The following is a 23,506-nucleotide window of genomic DNA, read 5'->3' as shown; positions in this document are numbered from 1 at the left end:
TGAGGCATGCAAAAATGAAAGACATTTATCTTGGCGTAGAAAAGAACATTAAAGATCTTCAAAATATCTTCAAAAACGCTGATGACAAAGATGAAAAACTAAAGCGATTCAATCAAGAAGCGTTGGAGGTATTCCAACAATTAGAACTTAAAAGTTTAAAAGAGCTTGAAAGCTTGAAAAATAATGAAGAGTGGGAAAATTTTACCATTGCTTTTTATGGGGAAACCGTGCGGGGAAATCAACCCTTATTGAATGTTTGAGGATGTTTTTAAAGAACAAAGCAAAGCAGATCGATAAGAACGATTCAAGCGGCTTTATTCCAATTACCAAAACAACTATCAAAATGATGAACGCAAAAAACAGACTATTTTAAACGAACCTCATTCATTGCAAGATGGAGCGATTATAGGCGATGGGAGGAGCGATTTTACTTTAAAAACACAATCTTATTCTTTCCAATACAACCATCAAAATTTTGTTTTGTTGGATGTGCCAGGGATAGAAGGCAGCGAACAAAAAGTGATTGATCAGATTTCTAACGCAACGCAAAAAGCCCATGCTATTTTTTATGTTACCAAAACGCCTAATCCTCCGCAAAAAGGAGAAGAAGGGAAAAGGGGAACGATTGAAAAAATCCAAAGACAGCTTGATTCGCAAACAGAGGTATGGGCGATTTTCAACAAACCGATCACTAGCCCAAGAGCCTTAAAAGATGGGCTTATTAATAAAAGCGAAAAAGAAAGCTTAAAAATTTTAAATAAAGAGATGAAAAACATTTTAGGCAAACACTACATGGGGCATCAAATAGTCAGCGCCCAAATGGCTTTTTATGGTCTTTCATCGGCTTTAATCCCAGAGAGTGATTTTTACAAAAACAAACAAAAATTTCTAGAGGTTTTTAAAGCGGAAGAATTATTATTGTATAAATGCCGTTTCCAACAATTAGGAGAATTTATAACCGAAGCGCTTCTTAAAAACTCACGCAACAAAATCATAGAATCCAACTGCAACAAAGCCTTAAAAGTGGTAGAACAATTGCAAAAAGCGATAAAAACCACGATTGAAAAACGGATCGATCCAATGATTAAAGAAGCACAAGAACACCAACAAGAAGCCCACTATAATCTGGATCGTTCTACAGAAAAATTTATATTAAATTTAACCAATTCAGTGTTCACAGAAACAGCGATTCAAATCTGATTTTAGAGAAGAAATGCATGCGCATATTGAAAGAGATATTGAAAATAAGGAATGTGAAGAAATTTTTGAAAATGAGTGCGAACAAAGAACTAAAAAATTGCGTAAAAACACAGGACGGCGGTTCAAAGAATGCGAGGAACGATTTGATGAAGAGATAAAAGAATATATTGAACGATTTAAAGAAAGGATTAAAGATTCTCTAGCAATGTTAGAGCGCATCAGTATTGATAGAGGCTTTAATCTTAATTTTGATACTGATAGCGGCATTGATGGAACAAAATTAGCCACTTCAATAGGAGGTTTGGGTTTGCTTGGGATATTTCACGCTTGGAATCCTATGGGTTGGCTTGCTCTGACCGCAGGGATTATTACAGGATTAATTGGAATAGCTAGCTCAATCTGGAGCTTTTTTAGTTCAAGATATCAAAGATCCCAACAAAAAAAAGAAGTGGATAAGAAATTAGATGAAGTTTGTGAAAAAATTGCAGAGAATGTGAAAAGCCGCATTGAAAGTTATAAAAAAGGCGCATCTGGAATGATTGAGAACTTAAAAGCCAGTCTTAACGATCTCGTTGTTTGTTACGAGCGCATGAGAGAAGGATTGATAAAAGCCGGCGAAGACTTATGGCGCTTAGATAACCGCATCAAAACCACATTAAAACAAAGGATCGCGCAATGAATGAAACGCTAGAACAATTTAAAAGAAATCAAAAGAAGAATCAAGAAAATCTTAAAAAATTACTTGATTTTATCCATACTGGAGAGAAATACGGCATCAAGGTTGAAGAGTCTCTCAAAGACAAGATCCATAATGCGATGAAAGATGTTTCTGGCCAAAAACTTAAAGTGGCTTTAGTGGGAGGTTTTTCTGAAGGGAAAACATCCATAGCGGCAGCTTGGATCGATCGGCTAGACAAGAGCATGAAGATAGACCACAAAGAATCCAGCGATGAAGTTAAAATCTATGATATAGACGATGAAATTGAGCTGGTTGACACCCCGGGACTATTCGGGTTTAAAGAAAAAATAACCGATAGCGGCAAAATAGAGTGCTATAAAGATATTATAAAAAAATATGTCAGCGAAGCCCATCTCATTTTATACGAGCTCAACCCGTCAAACCCCATCAAAGAAAGTCATAAGGACGACTTGAACTGGTTGTTCAGGACGCTCAATCTTTTATCTAGGACGATCTTTGTCATCAGCCGTTTTGATGAAGAAGCGGATATTGAAGATGAAGAAGATTACAACAAAAGATTTAAGATCAAAAAAGAAAACATTCAAAACCGACTGAATGATCTCATTTCTTTAAGCGAAGAAGAAAAAGAAAGTTTGATTATTGTCGCTGTCGCTGCAAACCCTTTTGATTTGGGGGTGGAACACTGGCTAAAGCATCAAGAAGAGTTTCAAAAGCTCTCACACATCAAAGCCTTGCAAGATGCGACGCAAAAAAAGATTAAAGAAAATGGCGGGAAATTAACCATCATAGAAGAAGCCAAAAAAAGCATCATTCAAGATGTTATCTACAGGCAAATGCCGCCCGCAAAACAAGCGTTGCAAGATATTAATAGAGAAATGGAATACTTGAATAAAACGCTTGAAAAAAGGCGAAAGGATCTTCAAAATTTAAATAGTGAAATTTCTTAAGCCCGCATTCATTTAAAAGAATTTATAACGAGGTATTTTAGCGATCTCATCCTTCAAGTTCTTGGCACTAGCCTAGAAACCTTTAATGATTTTGTTATTAGAGAAATAGGCGATAAAGGTATCAATATAGAAACAAAAGTCCAAAATGAATTTGAAAGGCAAACGCAAGGGATTGTAAATGAAATTTCTAAAATTGAAACCGGTTTTAATGCCGATATGAGTTTGTTTGAAAAGCATGCCGGAGCGTTTGGAAAGATTGGAATCGATCTTTTAAAACAAAGCGGTTTTATCAATGCAACTAACATCAAACTGGCTAGAGACGCGCTAGTGGCTACGGGAAAATTTGTGGGCATAGATTTGGCTTTAAAATTCAAACCTTGGGGCGCTGTAAACTTGGCAGGCAGCATAAACAAAGGTTTACCGCTTATCGGTCTTGCTATTGAAGTGTGGGATTCTTGGAAAGAAAGCCAAAAAATAGAAAAACTTGAAAAAGCTAAAGAAGAAATGAAATCTAATTTTAACAATCAAAAACAAGAAATCTTGGATCTCATCAACGATGAAACCAGATTCAAACAAACATGTTTCCCAATGGCGTTTGACCTGGAAAAATGCATTCAAGCATGCGAAGAAAATGTTAAAAAAACGCAAGAGTGCACTCAAGGACTGGAAAAATGGATTCAAGCTGGCGAAGATTTCATCAAGGGCGAAGATTTCATAGATGTTGAGCCTGAATAGGAATGAACTGAATTTGTGCTAAAATTTCAAAAACGCATCAAAAAGGCTTTTTGGCTGAGCTTGAAACGGGCTAATCCAACAAGCGGCATTTTAAATGTTTTAATAAGGAAAGGCGATGTTTTCTAAAATTTGCCCAACTCTTAAGCTTTTAAACGCGTTTAAAGGCTCTTTATTCAAACGCATTTCAAGCCCTGTGCAAACCACTCGCATTGCCAATATGATTTTGGATATAAAAAACGCTCTTGAGGGCGAAAACGATCCATCAAACAAGGCGGGCAAGACTTTGGATTTGATCGTGGGTTTTAAGAAAGAATACCCGCAGGATTTTGACGAATTGTTTGAAATTTTAAAAGAATTCATCCAAGAATACGAGCAAAATCCTGACGAGATCAAGCAAAACCTCAAAGAAATCCTAAAATAAGATAGGGCATGAACCACCTTTTAATCCTTTATAACCCTTACTATCAAAAAGATGTGATCCAACAACATTTAAGCGTTTTACAGGAAAAATCCCAAGTGGGCTTTGGTAAAATCCGATCAAAGCTCAACGATCAAGAAAAGCACGACTCCTTAGAAGAAATTTACAAAGCCACCAATGAAAAAAATTTTTTGCAGCTTTTTTTGACCGATTACGCTAATTTATTTGCCGCTAAGGTGATAAAGGTTTCTAAAGAGATTGATGAGGGTTTGATTCCTAGTTACTATAAAGAAAAAAATTTGGAAGTGGAAGACTTTTTTATTATCAGCGATTTAAGGGAATTAGTCAGGGAAGACTTCAGCCTTTTAAGGGATCAATTTTTAGCCAATTTCATCGCCCCAAACAACCACACTTACGCCATTTATGGGAATAATTATGTCTATCCTTTGCCGGTTAAGTTAAAAGAAGAGCGTTCTTATTTTTTAGGCGATGAAAAGCATTATCTGAGCGTGTATAAAAGCAAAGAATATTTAACCATGCAAGAAAATTTCATGCGTTTTGTTTTTGGAAAAAGGCTTTTTTACCTCTTACACCCTGATAGCATCAATAATATCATTCATGCAGAATTGGAGCTTTTACAAAGCGAAAACGATCTTTTGAATGATTTTACCAGCATCATCGTCAAATACACCAAAACCTTAGAATACGAAATTTATACTTTTGCTAAACAAGTTCTTTTAAAGGCTTGCGAAAACGATCCCAACCTTTATGATTTAGCTTATAAAGTCCAAGGAAAATCTTTGATACTTGAAGATTTTTTCGCTAAAAAGCCCAATCTTGGGACCATGAAATTCCTACTCAAACACGAAAAAGTCCAATACCATTTAGAAGAAAACTTAAAGAGATTCATCAATTATCCTTTTCAAAAAAGCCTAAGCATTATTCAAAACATCCGCAACGAAGCCGTCCATGAAAAAGCTCCAGGTTTGAATGAAGTGGAAAAACTCAGGAATGAAATTTTAGGCATAGAAGGCGCAAGCTTACTAAAAGGCATTTTAACCCACAAGGAAACTTCATAAAAGCGCAATCCATTCAGCATGCATTTAGTACCGATTTGACAGCGCGAGATTTTAAGCCCTATTTAGAGCCTTTAAGAGAGGGTCAGAATTTATTGGGTTTTTCAGGTGGGTTGGATTCTACTTGCTTGTTCCATCTTTTAGTTGGAGAAAACATCGCTTTTGACATCGCTTTAGTGGATTATAACACGCAAAAACAACGCCTTGAAATCATCCAACACGCTCAAAAACTCGCAAAAACACACCATAAAAAATGCTACATCCATCACGCTCAAAAAATCGCGCGCAATTTTGAAATGCAAGCGAGAAAAGTTCGTTATGATTTTTTTGAAACCTTAATCAAAGAGCATTCTTACAAGCATTTGATTTTAGCGCACCATTTGAATGACAGGCTAGAATGGTTTTTGATGCAATTGAGTAAAGGCGCCGGACTAAACACGCTTTTAAGCTTTCAAGCCTATGAAAAAAGAGAATCTTATGCGATTGTTCGCCCCTTGCTCTACACCCCTAAAGACACCCTTAAAACGCTCGCTAAAGATCGGGAATTTTTTGAAGACGATTCTAATTCTTCTTTAAAATTCAAACGCAATTTTTTCAGGAAACATTACGCTAACTCTTTGATGCAAGATTATTCTAAGGGCATTATCCAAAGTTTTAAATTTTTGGATCAAGAAAAAGAGCGGCTTTATTCTTTGATGCCCGTTTCACAAAGGCATGGGATCACTTTTTTTAAGTATTCGCAAAACGCGCTGTTTATGGTGGATAAAATCTTAAAGCAAAAGGGGTATGTGTTGAGCTTTCCTCAAAAAGAAGAAATCAAACGCCATTTTTTTAGCTTAGAAATCGCTCAAAAATTCATCATTGAAAGCGATAAAGAGCATGTGTTTATCGCTCTTAAACCCCCAAAAACTTTAAGCATGCCAAAGGATTTTAAAGACAGAGCTAGGAGGTTGGATATCCCTAAACGCTTACGGCCTGTTTTATACGCAGAGTTTTTAAAACAACCAACGCATGGTTTTTTAACCCGTTTCAAACAGAGTTTAATCAATCTATAAAAAAGCTTGATTTTAATCAAACGCTAATTTTAAAGCGCTTTTTAACCTTGATTGTGTCAAAATACAGCAAAAAACTTTGATATGAGAGCGGATGGACTTTAAGAATAAAAAATGGCTTTTTCTAGCCCCTCTAGCAGGCTATACGGATTTGCCTTTCAGGAGCGTGGTGAAAAAATTTGGCGTGGATGTTACCACAAGCGAAATGGTGAGCTCGCATTCGTTGGTGTATGCGTTTGATAAAACTTCTAAAATGTTAGAAAAATCCCCTTTAGAAGATCATTTCATGGCGCAAATTTCAGGCTCTAAAGAAAGCGTAGTCAAGGAAGCGGTTGAAAAAATCAACGCTTTAGATCATGTGAATGGGATTGATTTTAATTGCGGTTGTCCTGCCCCTAAAGTGGCTAATCATGGTAACGGGAGCGGGCTATTGAAGGATTTAAACCACTTGGTGAAGATTTTAAAAGTGATTAGAGAAAACACCAATAAAAAAATCACAAGCGTGAAAGTGCGTTTAGGTTTTGAAAAGAAAATCCCTAAAGAAATCGCTCATGCCTTAAATGATGCGCCGGTGGATTATGTGGTGGTGCATGGGAGGACACGAAGCGACAAATACCAAAAAGACAAAATAGATTATGAAAGCATTGCTTTAATGAAAAAGATTTTAAAAAAGCCCGTGATAGCCAATGGCGAAATTGACAGCGTGAAAAAGGCTTTTGAAGTTTTGCAAATCACTCAAGCGGATGGGCTAATGATAGGGCGAGCGGCCTTAAGAGCCCCATGGATATTTTGGCAAATCAGAAACAACACCACAAAATTGCCCGCAGTCGTGAAAAAAGATTTGGTTTTAGAACATTTTGATAAAATGGTGGAGTTTTATGGGGATAGGGGGGTGATCATGTTTAGGAAAAATTTGCATGCTTACGCTAAGGGCGAAATGCAAGCGAGCGCGTTTCGTAACTGCGTCAATACCCTTACAGAAATAAAGAGCATGCGAGAGAGCATAGAGGAATTTTTTAATCAAGAAATGTTGCAAAGTGAAGTGCCATTATGGGTAGAATTGAATCAAAAAAGCGTTTGAAAGCGCTCATTTTTTTAGCCAGTTTGGGGGTTTTGTGGGGCAATGCTACTGAAAAAACGCCTTTTTTTAAAACCAAAAACCACATTTATCTAGGTTTTAGGCTAGGCACAGGGGCTAACACGCGCACAAGCATGTGGCAACAAGCCTATAAAGACAACCCCACTTGCCCTGGTAGCGTGTGTTATGGCGAGAAATTAGAAGCCCGTTATAAGGGAGGTAAAAACCTGTCTTATACCGGGCAAATAGGCGATGAAATCGCTATTGATAAATACCATATTTTAGGCTTAAGGGTGTGGGGGGATATAGAATACGCTAAAGCGCAATTAGGTCAAAAAGTGGGGGGTAACACCCTTTTATCCCAAGCGAATTACAACCCAAGCGCGATTAAAACCTACGATATTGCTTCAAACGCTCAAGGCTCTTTGAATTTGCAAAAAACCCCAAACCCTCAAGATTTTCTCTTCAATAACGGGCATTTCATGGCGTTTGGTTTGAACGTGAATGTGTTTGTCAATCTCCCTATAGACACCCTTTTAAAACTCGCTTTAAAAACAGAAAAAATGCTGTTTTTTAAAATAGGCGTGTTTGGTGGGGGTGGGGTGGAATACGCAATCTTGTGGAGTTCTCAATATCAAAATCAAAATACCCATCAAGATGATAAATTTTTTGCAGCGGGTGGGGGGTTTTTTGTGAATTTTGGAGGCTCTTTGTATATAGGCAAACACAACCGCTTCAATGTGGGGCTAAAAATCCCTTATTATAGCTTGAGCACGCAAAGTTGGAAAAACTTCGGTGCTAGCAATGTGTGGCAACAACAAACGATCCGACAAAACTTCAGCGTTTTTAGGAATAAAGAAGTTTTTGTCAGCTACGCGTTCTTGTTTTAGTGTGGCTTCGTTCCCATTAAATATTGCTTATAAAATCCAAAAGATGGTTTCATTATTACAAAAATCAACGCTTCAAAGATAAATAGATTAAAATACTCCAAAATCTTTTTTTTTTTTGAAATCCAATCAATTTATAGTAAAATTAGGTTAATTGTAAATATATTATCACTTCATGATATTCTTACAACAAAAACATTACTTTAAGGAACATTTTATGAAAAAACGATTTTTACTCTCTCTCTCTCTCTCGCTTCATCGCTTTTGCGTGCTGAAGACAACGGCTTTTTTGTGGGCGCGGGCTATCAAATCGGCGAAGCGGTACAAATGGTCAAAAACACTGGTGAATTGAAAAATTTGAACGACAAATACGAGCAATTGAGCCAGTATTTGAATCAAGTGGCTTCGTTGAAGCAAAGCATTCAAAACGCCAACAACATTGAGCTGGTCAATAGCTCTTTAAATTATTTAAAAAGCTTTACCAACAACAACTACAACAGCACCACCCAATCGCCCATCTTTAACGCCGTGCAAGCCGTTATCACTTCGGTATTGGGTTTTTGGAGTCTTTATGCGGGGAACTACTTCACTTTTTTTGTGGGTAATAAGGATAGTAAACAATCCGCTAATGTCCAAGGTAACCCTCCTTTTAAAACGATTATAGACAACTGCTCAGGAATTGAAAACTGCGCGATGAATGAAACCACTTATAATGAGATGAAAAAGCTCGCTGAAAGCCTCCAAGCAGCCCAACAAAACGCTACCACTAAAGGCAACAATCTTTGCGCTTTATCCGGATGCGCTACAACACAAGGCCAACCAAGCTCAACCGTAAGCAGCGCTCTTGAAACCGCGCAAAAGCTTATGGATTTAATCGCAAGCACTAGGACGGCTATGATGTGGAAAAATATCGTCATCAGTGGCGTTTCAAATACATCCGGTGCTATCACATCCACTAATTACCCAACGCAATATGCGGTGTTTAACAACATCAAGGCGATGATACCCATCTTGCAACAAGCGGTTACGCTTTCTCAAAGCAACCACACATTATCCACTAGCTTGCAAGCTCAAGCTACAGGATCTCAAACAAACCCTAATTTCGCTAAAGACATCTACAATCTCGCTCAAAACCAAAAGCAAGTCATCTCTTACGCTCAAGATATTTTCAACCTCTTTAGTTCTATCCCTGCAGAGCAGTATAAGTATCTAGAGAAAGCTTATTTGAAAATACCCAATATCGGTCAAACTCCTACTAACCCTTACAGACAGGTGGTGAATTTAAACCAAGAAGTTCAGACGATTAAAAACAATGTGAGTTATTATGGTAACCGTGTGGATGCGGCTTTAAGCGTGGCTAAAGATGTTTATAACCTAAAATCCAATCAAGCAAACATTGTAACAGCCTATAGCAACGCTAATAATCTAAGCCAAGAGATTTCTAAACTCCCCTATAACCAAGTCAATACAAAAGACATTGTTACACTGCCTCACGATCAAAACGCTCCGGCAGCGGGCCAATACAACTACCAAATCAACCCAGAGCAGCAATCCAATCTTAATCAAGCTTTAGCAGCGATGAGCAATAACCCCTTTAAAAAAGTGGGCATGATCAGCTCTCAAAACAATAACGGCGCTTTGAATGGGCTTGGCGTGCAAGTGGGCTATAAGCAATTCTTTGGCGAAAGCAAAAGATGGGGGTTAAGGTATTATGGTTTCTTTGATTACAACCACGGCTATATCAAATCCAGCTTTTTTAATTCGTCTTCTGATATTTGGACTTATGGCGGTGGGAGCGATTTGTTAGTGAATATTATCAACGATAGCATCACAAGAAAGAACAACAAGCTTTCTGTGGGTCTTTTTGGAGGTATCCAACTAGCAGGGACTACATGGCTTAATTCTCAATACGTGAATTTAACCGCGTTCAATAACCCTTACAGCGCGAAAGTCAATACTTCCAATTTCCAATTTTTGTTCAATTTGGGTTTGAGAACCAATCTCGCTACAGCTAAGAAAAAAGATAGTGAGCATTCCGCGCAACATGGCATTGAATTAGGCATTAAAATCCCCACCATTACCACGAATTACTATTCTTTTCTAGGCACTCAATTGCAATACAGAAGGCTCTATAGCGTGTACCTCAATTATGTGTTCGCTTATTAAAAAATCTCCTTTTTAAAATAGGGGGAGCTTCATCAAATCTATTTTGATAGTTATCAATATTTGATGAAAATAAAGTCAAAAACAAAATAAACCAGATCACCCAATTATCTTTAATAATTGGGTGATCTAAGAGAATCGTTTAATACTCTTCAAACATTTCTTGGATTTTTGCCTTATCATTCGTTTTGGTTAGAGCGAGTTGTAAAAGCACCCTGGCTTTTTGGGGGTTTAAATTGTCGCTTGTGATAAAGGCCTTGTCATCAATCTCGCCTGAAGTAATCTCACCGCTGCCTACCCTGCTAGAACGAACAATAACCACCCCCATTTGGCTCGCTTCTTGCATCGCTTTTAACAACCCAGCGCTCACATTCCCATTACCCACCCCGGCTATCACAACGCCTTTTGCATGCGATTTCAGGCTCGCTTGGAATAAATCGGGTGTCATGCCAGCATGCGTGTAAATAATATCCACTTTAGGCAGGGGGGTTTTTAGCTCTAAAAGAGAAAATTCGCTCTCTATGGTGTGTTTTCTTAAAGGCTGCATGTAATAGCGCACTTTACCATAATACACGCTCCCTATCGCACCGCTATTTAAGGCTTTAAAGGTGGAAGTGTGGGTGGTGTGCGTTTTAATTACTTCTCTAGCGCTAAAAATAGTATCGTCCATCACCACCAACACGCCCTTATTCGCGCTTTTTTCATCGATCGCCACGCTCACAGCATTATATAAATTCAAAGCCCCATCCGCACTCAAAGAAGCAGCGTTACGCATCGCTCCCACTAGCACGACCGGTTTTGTGGAGCGTAAAACCAAATTTAAAAAATACGCGCTCTCTTCTAAAGTGTCCGTTCCATGCGTGATGACCACGCCTTGAATACGGCTATTATCTAGCAACTCTTGGGCGCGTTTGGCGAGTTTGAACCATACCTCTTCATTCATGTCTTGTGAGCCGATGTTAGAAACCTGCTCCCCTTGAATGCGAGCGATCTTGTTGAGACTGGGGATAGCCTTCAAAAGCTCTTTGACACCCAATTCACCGCTCTTATAACTACCCAAGCTCGCATCAACGCTACTCCCTGCAATCGTCCCCCCTGTCGCTAATAAAGCAATGGTGGGTAAATTTTGAGCCATAACTTGCCCCTTCAAACAAAATAAGAGAATCAAAAATTTCAAAAACACTCTCATTATAGACTACCTTTTGAAATTTAAAAGATTTTATAGTATAGTGAATCGTTGTTAAAATAAATTTAAAAAGAGTTAATGGTGGATGCCTTTTTTCAAATTGTAGTGTTACTTTTTTCGCTTTTTTTAGGGGCAAGGCTAGGGGGCTTGGGAGTGGGCTATGCGGGGGGCTTAGGCGTGCTTGTTTTATGCTTATTTTTGGGGCTAAACCCGGGCAAAATCCCTTTTGATGTGATTTTAATCATCATGGCAGTCATTAGCGCTATCAGCGCGATGCAAAAAGCGGGGGGCTTAGATTATTTAGTCCAAATCGCTGAAAGAATTTTAAGGAAACACCCCAAGCAAATCAATTACCTCGCACCAAGCGTGGCGTATTTTTTAACGATACTAGCCGGCACTGGGCATACGGTTTTTTCCTTGATCCCGGTGATTGTGGAAGTGAGCCAGAGCCAAAACATCAAGCCCAAAGCGCCTTTAAGCTTGGCGGTTGTTTCTAGTCAAGTGGGCATTACCGCAAGCCCGGTGAGCGCAGCGGTGGTGTTTATGAGCGGTATTTTAGAGCCTTTAGGGGCAAATTACCTCACCCTTTTAATGGTTTGGATCCCTACGACTTTTTTAGCATGCATGCTCACGGCGTTTATTATGGGTTTTACTAATTTAAAGTTAGACAGCGATCCGCATTATTTAGAACGCTTGAAAGCGGGCAAAATTTCGCCCCCTATGATGAAAAAAGAAAAAGAAGCCTCAAAAAGCGCGAAATTATCGCTATGGATTTTTATCGGTGGGGTTGTAGCGATCGTTTTTTATGCGAGCGCGATTTCCAAAAATATCGCTTTGATTAACCCGGTGGTTTTAGGCAGAGATCAAGCGATCGTGTCTTTCATGTTGAGCGTGGCGACTCTCATTGCGCTTTTTTGTAAAATCAACGCTAATGAAATCGCCCATTCAAGCGTGTTTAAATCCGGCATGCAAGCGTGCGTGTGCGTGCTGGGCGTGGCGTGGTTAGGCGATACTTTTGTGAGCAATCATATAGATGAAATCAAGCGATACGCTTCTTTTTTGATCGCTGATTACCCGTTTTTATTAGCCGTAGCGCTTTTTTTGGCTTCCATGCTTTTGTATTCGCAAGCTGCCACCTCTAAAGCGCTCATCCCAAGCGTGATCACAGCCTTAGGCATTAGCGCTAATCATACCGAGCATTTGTATATTATCGTGGCTTCGTTTGCGAGCGTTTCGGCGTTGTTTGTGTTACCCACTTACCCCACTTTACTAGGAGCGATCGCTATGGATCATACCGGCACCACCAAAATGGGCCGTTATGTGTTTGATCATGCGTTTTTGATCCCTGGGGTTTTAGTCGTGTTTTTGAGCGTGGCGTTAGGGTTTGTTGTCGCACCGTTGGTTTTGTAGCTTTTATAACCAGCGATAAAAAGCTTGACGATTTTTCTAAACCCCCCTTAAAAAAGAGGGTTTAAAGCATTTAATAAGCAAACACATAATTGAGATACACGCTATAAAGCCTTCGGTATTCTAGCTTAGTGCCTAAAAAAGAATAGTAATTGGTGTTAATGGTGGGGATTTTAATGCCTAGTTCAATGCCATGTTGCGCGGAACGTTCGCTGTCTTTTTTCTTAGCTGTAGCGAGATTGGTTCTCAAGCCGAGATTGAACAAGAATTGGAAATTGGAAGTATTGACTTTCGCGCTGTAAGGGTTATTGAACGCGGTTAAATTCACGTATTGGGAATTAAGCCATGTAGTCCCTGCGAGTTGGATACCTCCAAAAAGACCCACGGAGAGCTTGTTGTTCTTTCTTGTGATGCTATCGTTGATAATATTCACTAACAAATCGCTCCCACCGCCATAAGTCCATATATCAGAAGACGAATTAAAAAAGCTGGATTTGATATAGCCGTGGTTGTAATCAAAGAAGCCATAATACCTTAACCCCCATCTTTTGCTTTCGCCAAAGAATTGCTTATAACCCACTTGCACGCCAAGCCCGTTCAAAGCGCCGTTATTGTTTTGAGAGCTGATCATTCCTATATTTTTAAAGGGGTTATTGCTCATCGCCGCTAAAGCTTGGTTAAGATTGGATTGCTGCTCTGGGTTGATTTGGTAGTTGTATTGGCCCGCTGTAGGATCTTTAGGCGACATAACGATGTTTGTTACATTGACCTTATTATGCGGGAGTTTAGAAATCTCTTCGCTCAAATTCTTAGCGTTGTTATAGGCGGTTACGATTTCTGTTTGATTGGATTTTAGGTTATAAACATCTCTAGCCACGCTTAAAGCCGAATCCAACCGGTTACCATAATAGCTCACATTGTTTTGAACCGCATTGATTTCTTTATTCAAATTCACATTCTGTCTGTAAGGGTTAGTAGGCGTTTTACCCAAATGCGGCACTTTCAAGTAAGCGTTCTCCAAATACTTAAGTTGGTCTTTAGGAATGGAATTAAAGAGATTGAAGATATTTGAAGCGTTAGAAAGGATTTGCTTTTGGTTTTGAGCTAAAGCGTAAATGTCTTTAGCAAATTCACGATTTGTTTGAGATCCTGTAGCTCGAGCTTGCAAGTTAGTAGATAGGGTGTGGTTGCTCTGAGTTAGTTTGAGCGCTTCTTGCAAGATAGGTAGCATCGCCTTGATGTTGTTAAACACCGCATAGTCGGTTACAGGACCAGTGGATGTGATAGCACCAGCACCACCGGCTTTGTTTGAAACACCTGCGATGACTATATTTTTCCACACCATAGAAACCTTGGTCTGTTCGATCAAATCCATAAGCTCTTGCGCGGTTTTAAGAGCTGTAGTCATGGAAGTTTTGTTTTCACTTGATTGATTGCTAGAACATTCTGATAAGGCACAGAGATTGCCTTGAGCTTTTTGGAGGTTTTCAGCAAGCGTTTTCATTTTATTATAAGTTTCTTGGCTCATAAAACATTGTTGTAATCCTGTGCAGTTCCCATCTTTATGGATTCTTCCAAGAGGAGAATTAGATCCATCATGCAAACCGGTCACATGAAAACTGAGAGTGTTCCCTGCATAAAGACTCCAAAAAGCCAATACTGAAGTGATAACAGCCTGCGTGGTGTTGTAGATGGGCGATGTTTCTTTGTTTGTGTGGTTGTTACTCGCAAAGCTTTTTAAATCGCTTAAAGCATTGTTGACAGCCTGAATGTTGTTCGCCGTTTGAATGCTTCGTTTTAACGAAGCCAGTTGGGCTAAAGATTGGCTTAATTGCTCATATTTGTCGTTCAAGTTTTTCAATTCGCCGGTGTTTTTGACCATTTGCACCGCTTCGCCGATTTGATAGCCCGCGCCTACAAAAAAGCCGTTGTCTTCAGCGTGCAAAAGCGATGAAGCGAGAGAGAGAGAGTAGAATTGTCTTTTTCATAAAAGTGTTCCTTAAAGTAATTTTTTTATTGTAAACATGAATAGAAATGAAAATTTATTTACAATATGTTTAACTTTACCATAAATTTATTGGATTTCAAAAAAAAAAGATTTTTGGGTGTTTTTTAACTATTTATCTTTGGAGTGTTAATTTTTGTAATAATGAAACCATCTTTTGAATTTTATCATCAGTATTTATAATAAGAACAGAATTTTGATAACGCTTAACAGAACGCATTTATCCCAAACGCCAAAAGCGTTTAGGATTTCTGCTTGAAGGGTTTGAAGCTTTGATAGAGAAAGCGGTGTGGTTTAAGCTTTAGTGCTTATCGCTGTGATCTTCATCATGGTGGTCATGGTCTTTATCGTCATGATCTTTGTCATGTTTTTTGCCATGCTTCTTGCCATGCTTATCGTGTTTGTGCTTTTTCCCATGCTTGCATGATCTCAACCCAAAATCATCATCCATGTCTTCCATGTTACCTTTTTTAAGCGCTTCTTTAACGGCTTTTTGGCGGGCTTCAAAATCCGCTACGGTCATTTTGTCTGTGTTTTTAACTGCATATTCATGCAGTTGTTTATGGAACGCCTTTCTCTTGTCTTCAGGCATCTTTTCCATGCGCTTTTTCAACTCTTTTGTGTAATCCACAATATCTTGCGGAGCGACAACGCCAGCCATTTTAGCCAAATCTTCATCGCTTGTTTTACTGAAATCTTTGGCGTTCAAAGCCACAAATAGCAACGCGCTAACAGAAAGTATTTTCAACGCTTTTTTCATTTTTTATCCTTTTAAATTAAATTTTATCTCACTTAGGAGAACAATGTTCGTCTTTTTTCTTAACAGCCCTACACCAAACTTTTCTCGTATCGCCGCTACAAACGCTCACATTAAGTCCTTTTGCCTTAATTTCTTCATCGCTCAAACCTTTGGTTTTTTCTTCTAATTCTTTACGCACCTCTTCACGCATTTTTTTGAAATCCTCTTCGCTCATTTTGGAAAGATTCTTCCTAGCGATCCGGCTGAAATTCGCGCGGAATTTCTTAGCATCCTCAGCGTTTAAAGCTTTAAGGCGTTTAGACACTTCCATGCGATAATCAATCGCTTCATTAGAAGGCAGAGTGCCTGCTAATTTTAAAAGTTCTTCGTTTTTGAATTGCGAAAAATCCCTAGCACCTAAAACCTGTAATCCAAGCAAAGCTAACAGGCAAAAAGCCAAACTCTTTCTCATTCCCAATCCCTTGTTGTCTAAATTTTTGCCGCATGACGACAGCAAATTTCAGTATTTTAGCATGTCAATTTTAATCCATTATTAAACCACTAAAAGTATCAAAATGGCATTTTGGTTATTATCTGTTCTCATTTAATCTTATTCATAGCGATCATAAAGGTCATTTTAAACCCTAAAATTTTAAAATATCGTTTTTGAGTTTTTAATGGTAGCGTTATGGTTTTGGCTTATTTTGAGTGAAAGGATTTTGAATAAAGATGTTTGTGGTTTTTATAGAAGGCTTTGGTTTAGCGATTTCTTTGTGCGCGGCTGTGGGGGCGCAATCCTTGTTTATTATAGAGCGAGGCATGGCTAGGAATTATGTGTTTTTGATTTGCGCTTTGTGTTTTATGTGCGATATTGTATTAATGAGCATGGGCGTGTTTGGCGTGGGGGCTTATTTTGCTAAAAACCTTTATTTGAGTTTGTTTTTGAATTTATTTGGAGCGGCTTTTACCGGATTTTACGCTTTTTTAGCTTTAAAAACCCTTTTTCAAACCTTTAAAAAGAAGCAAGTCCAAACCCCTAAAAAATTATCCTTAAAAAAGACCTTATTATTCACTTTAGGCGTTACCTTACTCAACCCTCAAGTGTATTTGGAAATGGTGTTTTTAATTGGCGCGAGTGCTTTGTCTTTTGATTTAGCGCAAAAATTTGTCTTTCTAGCTGGCACTTTATCGGCTGCCCTTTCTTGGCTTTTATTGTTATGCACCCTATCTTTACGCTATGGCTCTAAACTCTTAAACAACCAAAAAATCTTTATGGGCGTGAATCTCTTTGTAACCGCTATCATGGGAACGCTTAGCGTTACTTTATTTAGGGATTTTTTAGCGCTATTGAGCAAAACCTAAAAAGGGGCTAGTTTTAAGTCATTTTGCATTACAATACTCCTAAATGAGTTTTAAGGATTAGGATCAATGCAAGTTTTAGCGTTAAAATACCGCCCCAAACATTTTAGCGAGCTAGTCGGTCAAGAGAGCGTGGCTAAAACGCTTTCTTTAGCCCTAGACAACCAGCGTTTGGCTAACGCTTATTTATTCAGCGGGTTAAGAGGTTCAGGCAAAACCAGCTCTTCTAGGATTTTTGCTAGGGCTTTAATGTGTGAAACAGGGCCAAAGGCTGTGCCTTGCGATACTTGCATCCAATGCCAGAGCGCTTTAAACAACCACCACATAGATATTATAGAAATGGATGGGGCGTCTAATAGGGGGATTGATGATGTCCGTAATCTCATAGAGCAAACGCGCTACAAACCAAGCTTTGGGCGCTATAAAATCTTTATCATTGATGAAGTGCATATGTTCACCACCGAAGCGTTTAACGCGCTTTTAAAGACTTTAGAAGAGCCTCCTAGCCATGTGAAATTCCTTTTAGCGACAACGGACGCTTTGAAATTGCCAGCTACCATACTCAGTCGCACCCAGCATTTCAGGTTTAAAAAAATCCCTGAAAATTCCGTTATTTCTCATTTAAAAACCATTTTAGAAAAAGAACAAGTGAGCTATGAAACAAGTGCATTAGAAAAACTGGCTCACAGCGGGCAAGGGAGCTTGAGAGATACGATCACTCTTTTAGAGCAAGCCATCAATTATTGCGATAACGCTATCACAGAAAGCAAAGTGGCTGAAATGTTAGGAGCGATTGATCGGAGCGTTTTAGAAGATTTTTTTCAAAGCTTAATCAACCAAGATGAAGCGCGATTAAAAGAGCGTTATGCTATTTTAGAAAACTATGAAACCGAGAGCGTTTTAGAAGAAATGATGCTTTTTTTGAAAGCGAAATTATTAAGCCCTGATTCGTATTCTATCCTTTTGATAGAGCGCTTTTTTAAAATCATTATGAGTAGTCTCAGCCTTTTGAAAGAAGGGGCAAACGCTAGTTTTGTGCTGTTGTTATTGAAAATGAAATTCAAAGAAGCTTTAAAACTCAAAGCCCTAGACGATGCGATTTTGGAATTAGAGCAAAGTAAAGAAAGCGCTTTTCAGCCCTTAAATCAAAACGCTAACGCCCCTAAACAAGAATCTAAAGGCACAGAAAAAATAGAACAAGCAGAAAGGATAGAGGGAACAGAAAAAAGAGAAAAACTAGAAAAAAGAGAGAACGCAGAAGCCCTACAAACTCCAATGCTTTCAGCTAAAGATCGCATTTTTCACAACCTTTTCAAGAAAGTTCAAACATTGGTTTATGAGCGCAACTACGAATTAGGGGCGGTGTTTGAAAAAAATATCTGTTTCATTGATTTTGACAGCCGGACTAAAACCTTGACTTGGGAGTCTTTAGCCGCTGATAAGGATAAAGAGCTTTTAAGAGAGCGATTTAAAATCGTAAAAGGTATCGTTGATGGGGTTTTTGGTAAGGGCGAAAGTATCAAAATCGCTTTAAAAAATCATTTGGAAAATAAAAACGCTCCAGAAGAAACTAAAGAGTTTAAATTCCCCCCCTTAAAGCCCCAACCAATCACCGAAACGACGGCTGAAATGCAAGAAAACGATACTAAAGAAGCGGTTGGAAAAGCGCTTCAAACGAAAGAAAACGACACTAAAGAGGTTCAAGAAAAAGAGATTAAAGAAAACGAAACTAAAGAGACTAAAGAAGCCAAACCCAAAGAAGCCCCAACAGCGTTGCAAGAATTTATGGCTAACCACTCTGAGCTGATTGAAGAAATTAAGAGCGAGTTTGAAATCAAAAGCGTGGAATTGTTATGAGGGCGAATTTAGATGAGTTGGACAAAGTGGCGGCTGTAATTTTAAAAGATGATTTTAAGGGAGTGGTGCTTTTAAAGGGCGTTGTGGGGAGCGGTAAAACGACCTTAGTTCAGGCGTGCTTGAAACATTTGGGTTTAGACATTCAAGCGACTTCCCCAACCTTTAGCTTGATGCATGCTTATAGCGAGAGCGTGTTCCATTACGATTTTTACATGCGCGATTTAGAGGCTTGCTTGGAGCTTGGCATGTTGGAGTGCTTGTTAGAAAAGGGGATCCATTTTGTGGAATGGGGCGATGAAAAATTAGAAAAAATTTTAAAAAAATACGATTTAGCTATTAAGGTTGTGGAAATCAAAACCGAATCAACTAGCCGTTTTTATACGATAAAGATCGCTTAAAGGGTCGCTTGAATGGATATTTTAAAAGCAGAGCATTTAAACAAACAGATTAAAAAAACCAAAATCGTTTCAGATGTTTCTTTAGAAGTGAAAAGCGGCGAAGTGGTGGGGCTTTTAGGGCCTAATGGGGCGGGTAAAACCACCACCTTTTACATGATATGCGGGCTTTTGGAGCCTAGTGGGGGGAGCGTTTATTTAAACGATGTGAATTTAGCTAAATACCCCTTACACAAGCGTTCTAATTTAGGCATAGGCTACTTGCCCCAAGAATCCAGCATTTTTAAAGAATTGAGCGTGGAAGAGAATCTGGCCCTAGCGGGGGAGAGCACTTTTAAAAACTCTAAAGAGAGCGAAGAAAAAATGGAAAGCTTGTTAGACGCTTTCAATATCCAAGCCATAAGAGAGCGTAGGGGCATGAGCTTGAGTGGGGGAGAAAGAAGGCGTGTAGAAATCGCTAGGGCTTTAATAAAAAACCCTAAATTCGTGCTATTAGATGAGCCTTTTGCGGGCGTGGATCCGATCGCAGTGATTGACATTCAAAAAATCATTGAAAGCTTGATTGGATTAAATATCGGCGTGTTGATTACTGATCACAATGTGCGAGAGACTTTGAGCGTGTGCCATAGGGCGTATGTGATTAAAAGCGGCACGCTTTTAGCGAGCGGGAACGCTAATGAAATTTATGAAAACGCTTTGGTGCGTAAGTATTATTTAGGGGAAAATTTTAAGGTGTGAATATGGCGATCTTACGCACAAACCTTAGCCCTAAAAACAAATTAAACGCTACCTTAAAAGGGTGGCTCCCCATTTTACAAAGTGAGCTTGAAGATTTAGAAGAAGTGTTGAAACAAAACGCCCTAGATAACCCCTTAATCAAAATTGAAAACAAACGCATCAAAAATTTTAGCGATCGCTTTAGCGCTAAAAGTAGCAGCGATCATTTAGAAAATTTCGCAACCGCATCTAAAAGCCTTTTTGAAACTTTAGAGGCTCAAATCATTCCCCCCCTTTTTCCTACTGAAACCTCTCAAAAAATCGCTATGGATATTATCAGCGGGCTGGATAGTGAAGGGTATTTTGAAGAAAATATTGAAGAAAGGGCTAGAATTTTAGGGGTAGAGAGCGAAGTTTATGAAAAAGTGCGCAAGCGTTTTAGTTACCTTAATCCCGCTGGCATTGGCGCTAAAGATGTGAAAGAGAGCTTTTTATTCCAGTTAGAGAGTAGGGAATTAGACGATAATGAGCTTTATGAAGAAGCGCGAAAAATCATTTTAAATTTAGAAAAACACCATGAATTTTCTAAAGATTTTTATTACGAAAAGGCTTTAAAGATTTTAAAATCCTTTAAAAACCCCCCAGCCATTGAGTTTTTAGAAAAAGAAATAGAAGTCATTCCTGAGCTTTTTATTTTAGAAGTGGATAATGAAATGATTGTGCGTTTGAACGATGAGAGCTACCCGACGATCAGTTTAGAAGAAAATCGCTTTAAGGATAGCGGCTATTTAAAAGAAAAATTAAAAGAAGCCAAAGATTTGATTGACGCATTAAATTTGAGAAAAGCCACGATTTATAAAATCGGTCTGATGCTTTTAGAGTATCAATACGATTTTTTTAAGGGTAAAAAATTACGCCCTTTAAAGCTATTAGATTTAGCCAATGAGTTTAATCACTCTGTAAGCACGATTTCAAGGGCCATTTCTAATAAGTATTTGGCATGCGAAAGGGGGGTTTTCCCTATTAAACATTTCTTTAGCATCGCCTTAGACAACAGCGAGACTTCAAACGCTGTGATCAAAGACTATCTTTTAGAATTGATTAAAAATGAAGACAAAAAAGAGCCTTTGAGCGACGCTAAGATTTTAGAACTCATTGAAGAAAAATTCCATTTGAAAATGGTAAGAAGAACGATCACCAAATACCGCCAACTGCTCAACATCGCTTCTTCAAGCGAGAGGAAAAGGCTCTATTTGATGCGCGCTTGAAAACCATGATTTTAGGGCTTATTCTTATTGAGTATCATTTGCCCTTGTATGCGTGTGAGTTCAAACTCTTGGGATACTTTGGCGAGTTGGTATAAGCTTTCTGTATTGCGCGTGTCTAAAGCCTTAATGTAAGCCTCTTTTTGTTCTTTGGTGATCACAAATGGTATTAAGTTTTGCTCTAAAACGCTATAAAAGATTAGCATTCTGCCCACCCTACCAATTACCATCGCTAAAAGGGTGTATCCTTTCAAACAAAATGTGTTGTTCTAAAATAGCTTTTAGTTTTTCTTCTTTATCTTGTAAGGTCTTCATCTTATAATTGAGGTTATCGCACCATTCTTTCATAGCCATAGGCACTTGAAAATGGGGGGTCATTTCAAAACCAGCTCCTAAAATGGTATTATCAGTCGTTTTGAAAACCCCCTTATTAGGGAGTAAAAAATTCATTAAAATCCCATGCAACTCTCTTATAAAAAAGCTATCAACGCTTTGTCCTTTGTTCAGATTTTCTAACAGAAAGAAGAGCATGTTTTGATAGTTTTTCACTTCAAAGAAAGCTCTTTGGGGCATTTCTCTAGGAATGTATTCAGTGGTTAAAATACTTATAGTTTCAGCAAGGCTCAAAGGATTGTTTTCAATAGCAGTGCTATGATGAGCTGTGCGAGTGGTTAAATCCATAGCGTAATCGTTAAATTCTAATAATTCTTTATAGTTCATTATTTAAAATCCCTAAACAATTTCCCTAAATCCAAATCAAGCAGTTCTGTTTGGGATCGCAATTCTAAAAGGTTTTGAGCCCCTTTAATCAAATCGTTACTGGAAATGCCATGAGAAAGAGAGATTTGGGCTTCTAAAAACGCGCTCAAATGATCGCACACCTTTAAAAGCTCCCCACAAACCCCAAGATATTCATCGCTGTTATAAAGCGTGAATAATTCTTCAGCGTCTTTAGTGAAAACAATTTGATGAGACTTGTCTTTGTAGCGGTTTTTAAACTCGTTTTCGGTGAAATATTTCAAATCTTCTTGAACGCCCAGAGAAACAAAGGAATAGACTTTGTTTTGCATTTCTTTTTTTTCAATCTCTTTAATGCAATGATCAAGCCCTGCAACGCTTTGTTTGATGGGCGTGATAATGTCTCGGGTTAAAATCTCGGGTAAATCATGGAAAAGCCCGCCCAAAAAATGATTGATCCGCATGCTTTTACAAGCTTTTAAATCAAAGCTCAACAAATACCCCATAATCGCCACGCATAAGGTATGCCCTAAAACGCTAGTTTGTGGCACTCTTGGGGTCTGGCTCCAACGCTTTTGGAAACGCAACTGCCCAAACATGCTCACCAATTTTTTCAAATCTTCTTTTTCCCCAAAAAGCCCTTCAAACAAATGATCGTTATTGTGGAGTTGCTTGTCAATTTTATCTTTAATTTCTTTCACGCCATACATGTTGGGGTTAAAATGATAAATAATATCAAACTCCCACTTAGACGCATAAAAATGCGCGCTCTCTAAAATTTGAGTTTCTAAAATTTGGGGCCTGTGGCTTAAATACTCTTTGAGTTCCTCTAAAGAAAAATACGCACTGATTTCATCTTGCAAACTTTGCACGACATAAGAGGCTAATTCTTGGCTGTGCGTTTGTTGGAGGGCGTAAAAAATAGGGGGTTTAATATCGGTTAAAACCAAGCGCTCCAAAAATTCAAAGCAAAAGAACTTGATTAAAAGATCTAAATCTAAGTCATTACCCCTGTCTTTTAAATCTTTAGCGAGCAAATACGCAATCATCGCTTTATGGGCTTGCTTGTCTAATTCCACAAATTCCAAAGGGCATGCTTGGTCATTCCAGCGCCTAATGGACGCCCCCACAAACACACGCCTTAAAAATTTAGTTTTGAGTTTAGGGGCTTTTAGGGGTTTAATAGGATGAGCCGCATACATGACTTTCCTTTTTATACTATTTTGAATATTTAAAACTATGAGCTTATTAAGAAGTGTTGATTTTATTGCACAAGATTGAAAAATCTTAACGCACCACTATCAATACTAACTTAAATTTTATTATACGAAAAAAAGATAAAAATAAGGCTTTTATTTAAAAAAATATTATTTCTGTCATGGATTTCGCGCTTAATGGATTTTATACTCAAAACACCCATCCGTAATTAAAAAACACCTTAAAATGGCTAGCCCCTTCATTAAAAACAAAAGAGTTCGTGTAATCGCCACCACTAGAAACGACGCTAGCTTTTCTTTGGATTAAAGGGATGCTAATCCCTACAGAATATTTAGAATGCTTATAGCGGTAATTCAACCCAGTA

The 23,506-nt window shown here is 38.4% G+C and carries 17 protein-coding genes and 3 pseudogenes; 14 read left to right on the top strand and 6 right to left on the bottom strand.

Annotated features, from left to right (window positions below):
- The first annotated feature begins 14 nt into the window (after positions 1-14).
- The 8 genes and pseudogenes from AYS37_RS08750 (at position 15) to sabA (AYS37_RS03180) (ending at position 10,259) form a co-directional block, all read left to right on the top strand.
- Positions 15-1,879 (top strand): annotated as a pseudogene (locus AYS37_RS08750) (GTPase).
- Positions 1,876-3,582: pseudogene (locus tag AYS37_RS03210) on the top strand (LeoA/HP0731 family dynamin-like GTPase). The pseudogenes AYS37_RS08750 and AYS37_RS03210 overlap by 4 nt, the downstream one beginning before the upstream one ends.
- 115 nt (positions 3,583-3,697) lie before the next feature.
- The gene (locus AYS37_RS03205) at positions 3,698-4,003 is read left to right on the top strand and encodes a radical SAM protein (RefSeq protein ID WP_000491653.1); all 306 of its coding nucleotides are present in this window, start codon (positions 3,698-3,700) and stop codon (positions 4,001-4,003) included.
- 8 nt (positions 4,004-4,011) lie between these two features.
- Positions 4,012-5,079 (top strand): HP0729 family protein, encoded by a 1,068-nt coding sequence (locus tag AYS37_RS03200; protein ID WP_001016035.1) that lies wholly within the window; start codon positions 4,012-4,014, stop codon positions 5,077-5,079.
- A gap of 35 nt (positions 5,080-5,114) precedes the next feature.
- On the top strand, positions 5,115-6,131 hold the full coding sequence (tilS, locus tag AYS37_RS03195; RefSeq protein WP_000126891.1) for a tRNA lysidine(34) synthetase TilS: 1,017 nt from the start codon (positions 5,115-5,117) through the stop codon (positions 6,129-6,131).
- A 91-nt stretch (positions 6,132-6,222) separates the two neighbouring features.
- On the top strand, positions 6,223-7,209 hold the full coding sequence (locus tag AYS37_RS03190) for a tRNA dihydrouridine synthase (RefSeq protein ID WP_000346150.1): 987 nt from the start codon (positions 6,223-6,225) through the stop codon (positions 7,207-7,209).
- Entirely contained in the window at positions 7,179-8,096 is a 918-nt protein-coding gene (locus AYS37_RS03185) for an outer membrane beta-barrel protein (protein ID WP_000532481.1), read from the top strand. Before AYS37_RS03190 ends, AYS37_RS03185 begins: the two co-directional genes overlap by 31 nt.
- Before the next feature lie 225 nt (positions 8,097-8,321).
- On the top strand, positions 8,322-10,259 hold the full coding sequence (sabA, locus tag AYS37_RS03180) for a Hop family adhesin SabA/HopD (protein ID WP_206536010.1): 1,938 nt from the start codon (positions 8,322-8,324) through the stop codon (positions 10,257-10,259).
- A 139-nt stretch (positions 10,260-10,398) separates the two neighbouring features.
- Here the strand turns inward: sabA (AYS37_RS03180) and AYS37_RS03175 are convergent, their stop codons facing one another.
- Positions 10,399-11,445 (bottom strand): asparaginase, encoded by a 1,047-nt coding sequence (locus AYS37_RS03175; protein ID WP_001263517.1) that lies wholly within the window; start codon positions 11,443-11,445, stop codon positions 10,399-10,401.
- A 75-nt stretch (positions 11,446-11,520) separates the two neighbouring features.
- Here AYS37_RS03175 and AYS37_RS03170 point away from each other — a divergent pair, with 75 nt between their 5' ends.
- On the top strand, positions 11,521-12,852 hold the full coding sequence (locus tag AYS37_RS03170; protein ID WP_000227251.1) for an anaerobic C4-dicarboxylate transporter: 1,332 nt from the start codon (positions 11,521-11,523) through the stop codon (positions 12,850-12,852).
- 70 nt (positions 12,853-12,922) lie between these two features.
- Here the strand turns inward: AYS37_RS03170 and sabA (AYS37_RS03165) are convergent, their stop codons facing one another.
- From sabA (AYS37_RS03165) to AYS37_RS03155, 3 genes are all read right to left on the bottom strand, one after another.
- Complete coding sequence (gene sabA / locus AYS37_RS03165) at positions 12,923-14,794, bottom strand: Hop family adhesin SabA/HopD (protein WP_000542809.1); 1,872 nt, start codon at positions 14,792-14,794, stop codon at positions 12,923-12,925.
- A 361-nt stretch (positions 14,795-15,155) separates the two neighbouring features.
- Positions 15,156-15,614: a sialic acid-binding protein gene (locus AYS37_RS03160; RefSeq protein WP_000709625.1), complete on the bottom strand. Its 459-nt coding sequence runs from the start codon at positions 15,612-15,614 to the stop codon at positions 15,156-15,158.
- Positions 15,615-15,642: 28 nt separating this feature from the next.
- Positions 15,643-16,065 carry a DUF1104 domain-containing protein gene (locus AYS37_RS03155; RefSeq protein WP_001232177.1) on the bottom strand — a complete coding sequence of 141 codons (423 nt, stop codon included), beginning with the start codon at positions 16,063-16,065 and terminating at the stop codon, positions 15,643-15,645.
- 257 nt (positions 16,066-16,322) lie between these two features.
- Between AYS37_RS03155 and AYS37_RS03150 the strand changes: the two genes are divergently transcribed.
- The 5 genes from AYS37_RS03150 to AYS37_RS03130 all read left to right on the top strand — a co-directional run bounded on the left by AYS37_RS03150 (position 16,323) and on the right by AYS37_RS03130 (position 21,189).
- Positions 16,323-16,955 (top strand): LysE family transporter, encoded by a 633-nt coding sequence (locus tag AYS37_RS03150; protein WP_000498318.1) that lies wholly within the window; start codon positions 16,323-16,325, stop codon positions 16,953-16,955.
- Between the two features lie 66 nt (positions 16,956-17,021).
- A complete protein-coding gene (locus AYS37_RS03145) occupies positions 17,022-18,809 on the top strand; it encodes a DNA polymerase III subunit gamma/tau (RefSeq protein ID WP_001197574.1) in 1,788 nt (595 codons plus the stop codon).
- Entirely contained in the window at positions 18,806-19,207 is a 402-nt protein-coding gene (gene tsaE, locus AYS37_RS03140) for a tRNA (adenosine(37)-N6)-threonylcarbamoyltransferase complex ATPase subunit type 1 TsaE (protein ID WP_001202516.1), read from the top strand. The genes AYS37_RS03145 and tsaE overlap by 4 nt, the downstream gene beginning before the upstream one ends.
- Before the next feature lie 12 nt (positions 19,208-19,219).
- Complete coding sequence (gene lptB, locus AYS37_RS03135) at positions 19,220-19,942, top strand: LPS export ABC transporter ATP-binding protein (protein WP_000353245.1); 723 nt, start codon at positions 19,220-19,222, stop codon at positions 19,940-19,942.
- A gap of 2 nt (positions 19,943-19,944) precedes the next feature.
- Complete coding sequence (locus AYS37_RS03130) at positions 19,945-21,189, top strand: RNA polymerase factor sigma-54 (RefSeq protein ID WP_000996446.1); 1,245 nt, start codon at positions 19,945-19,947, stop codon at positions 21,187-21,189.
- 11 nt (positions 21,190-21,200) lie between these two features.
- Here AYS37_RS03130 and AYS37_RS03125 read toward each other — a convergent pair.
- Both AYS37_RS03125 and AYS37_RS03120 read right to left on the bottom strand, forming a co-directional pair.
- A pseudogene (locus AYS37_RS03125) lies at positions 21,201-21,906 on the bottom strand (Fic family protein).
- Positions 21,906-23,126: an HD domain-containing protein gene (locus AYS37_RS03120; RefSeq protein WP_000270612.1), complete on the bottom strand. Its 1,221-nt coding sequence runs from the start codon at positions 23,124-23,126 to the stop codon at positions 21,906-21,908. The pseudogene AYS37_RS03125 and the gene AYS37_RS03120 overlap by 1 nt, the downstream one beginning before the upstream one ends.
- Between the last annotated feature and the right edge of the window lie 380 nt (positions 23,127-23,506).

This window comes from Helicobacter pylori NQ4053, from assembly GCF_000274605.1.
In the GTDB taxonomy this organism is placed as follows: domain Bacteria; phylum Campylobacterota; class Campylobacteria; order Campylobacterales; family Helicobacteraceae; genus Helicobacter; species Helicobacter pylori_CV.
The sequence above is the reverse complement of the archived record's forward strand: the minus strand, read 5'-3'. Positions and strand labels throughout refer to the sequence as shown.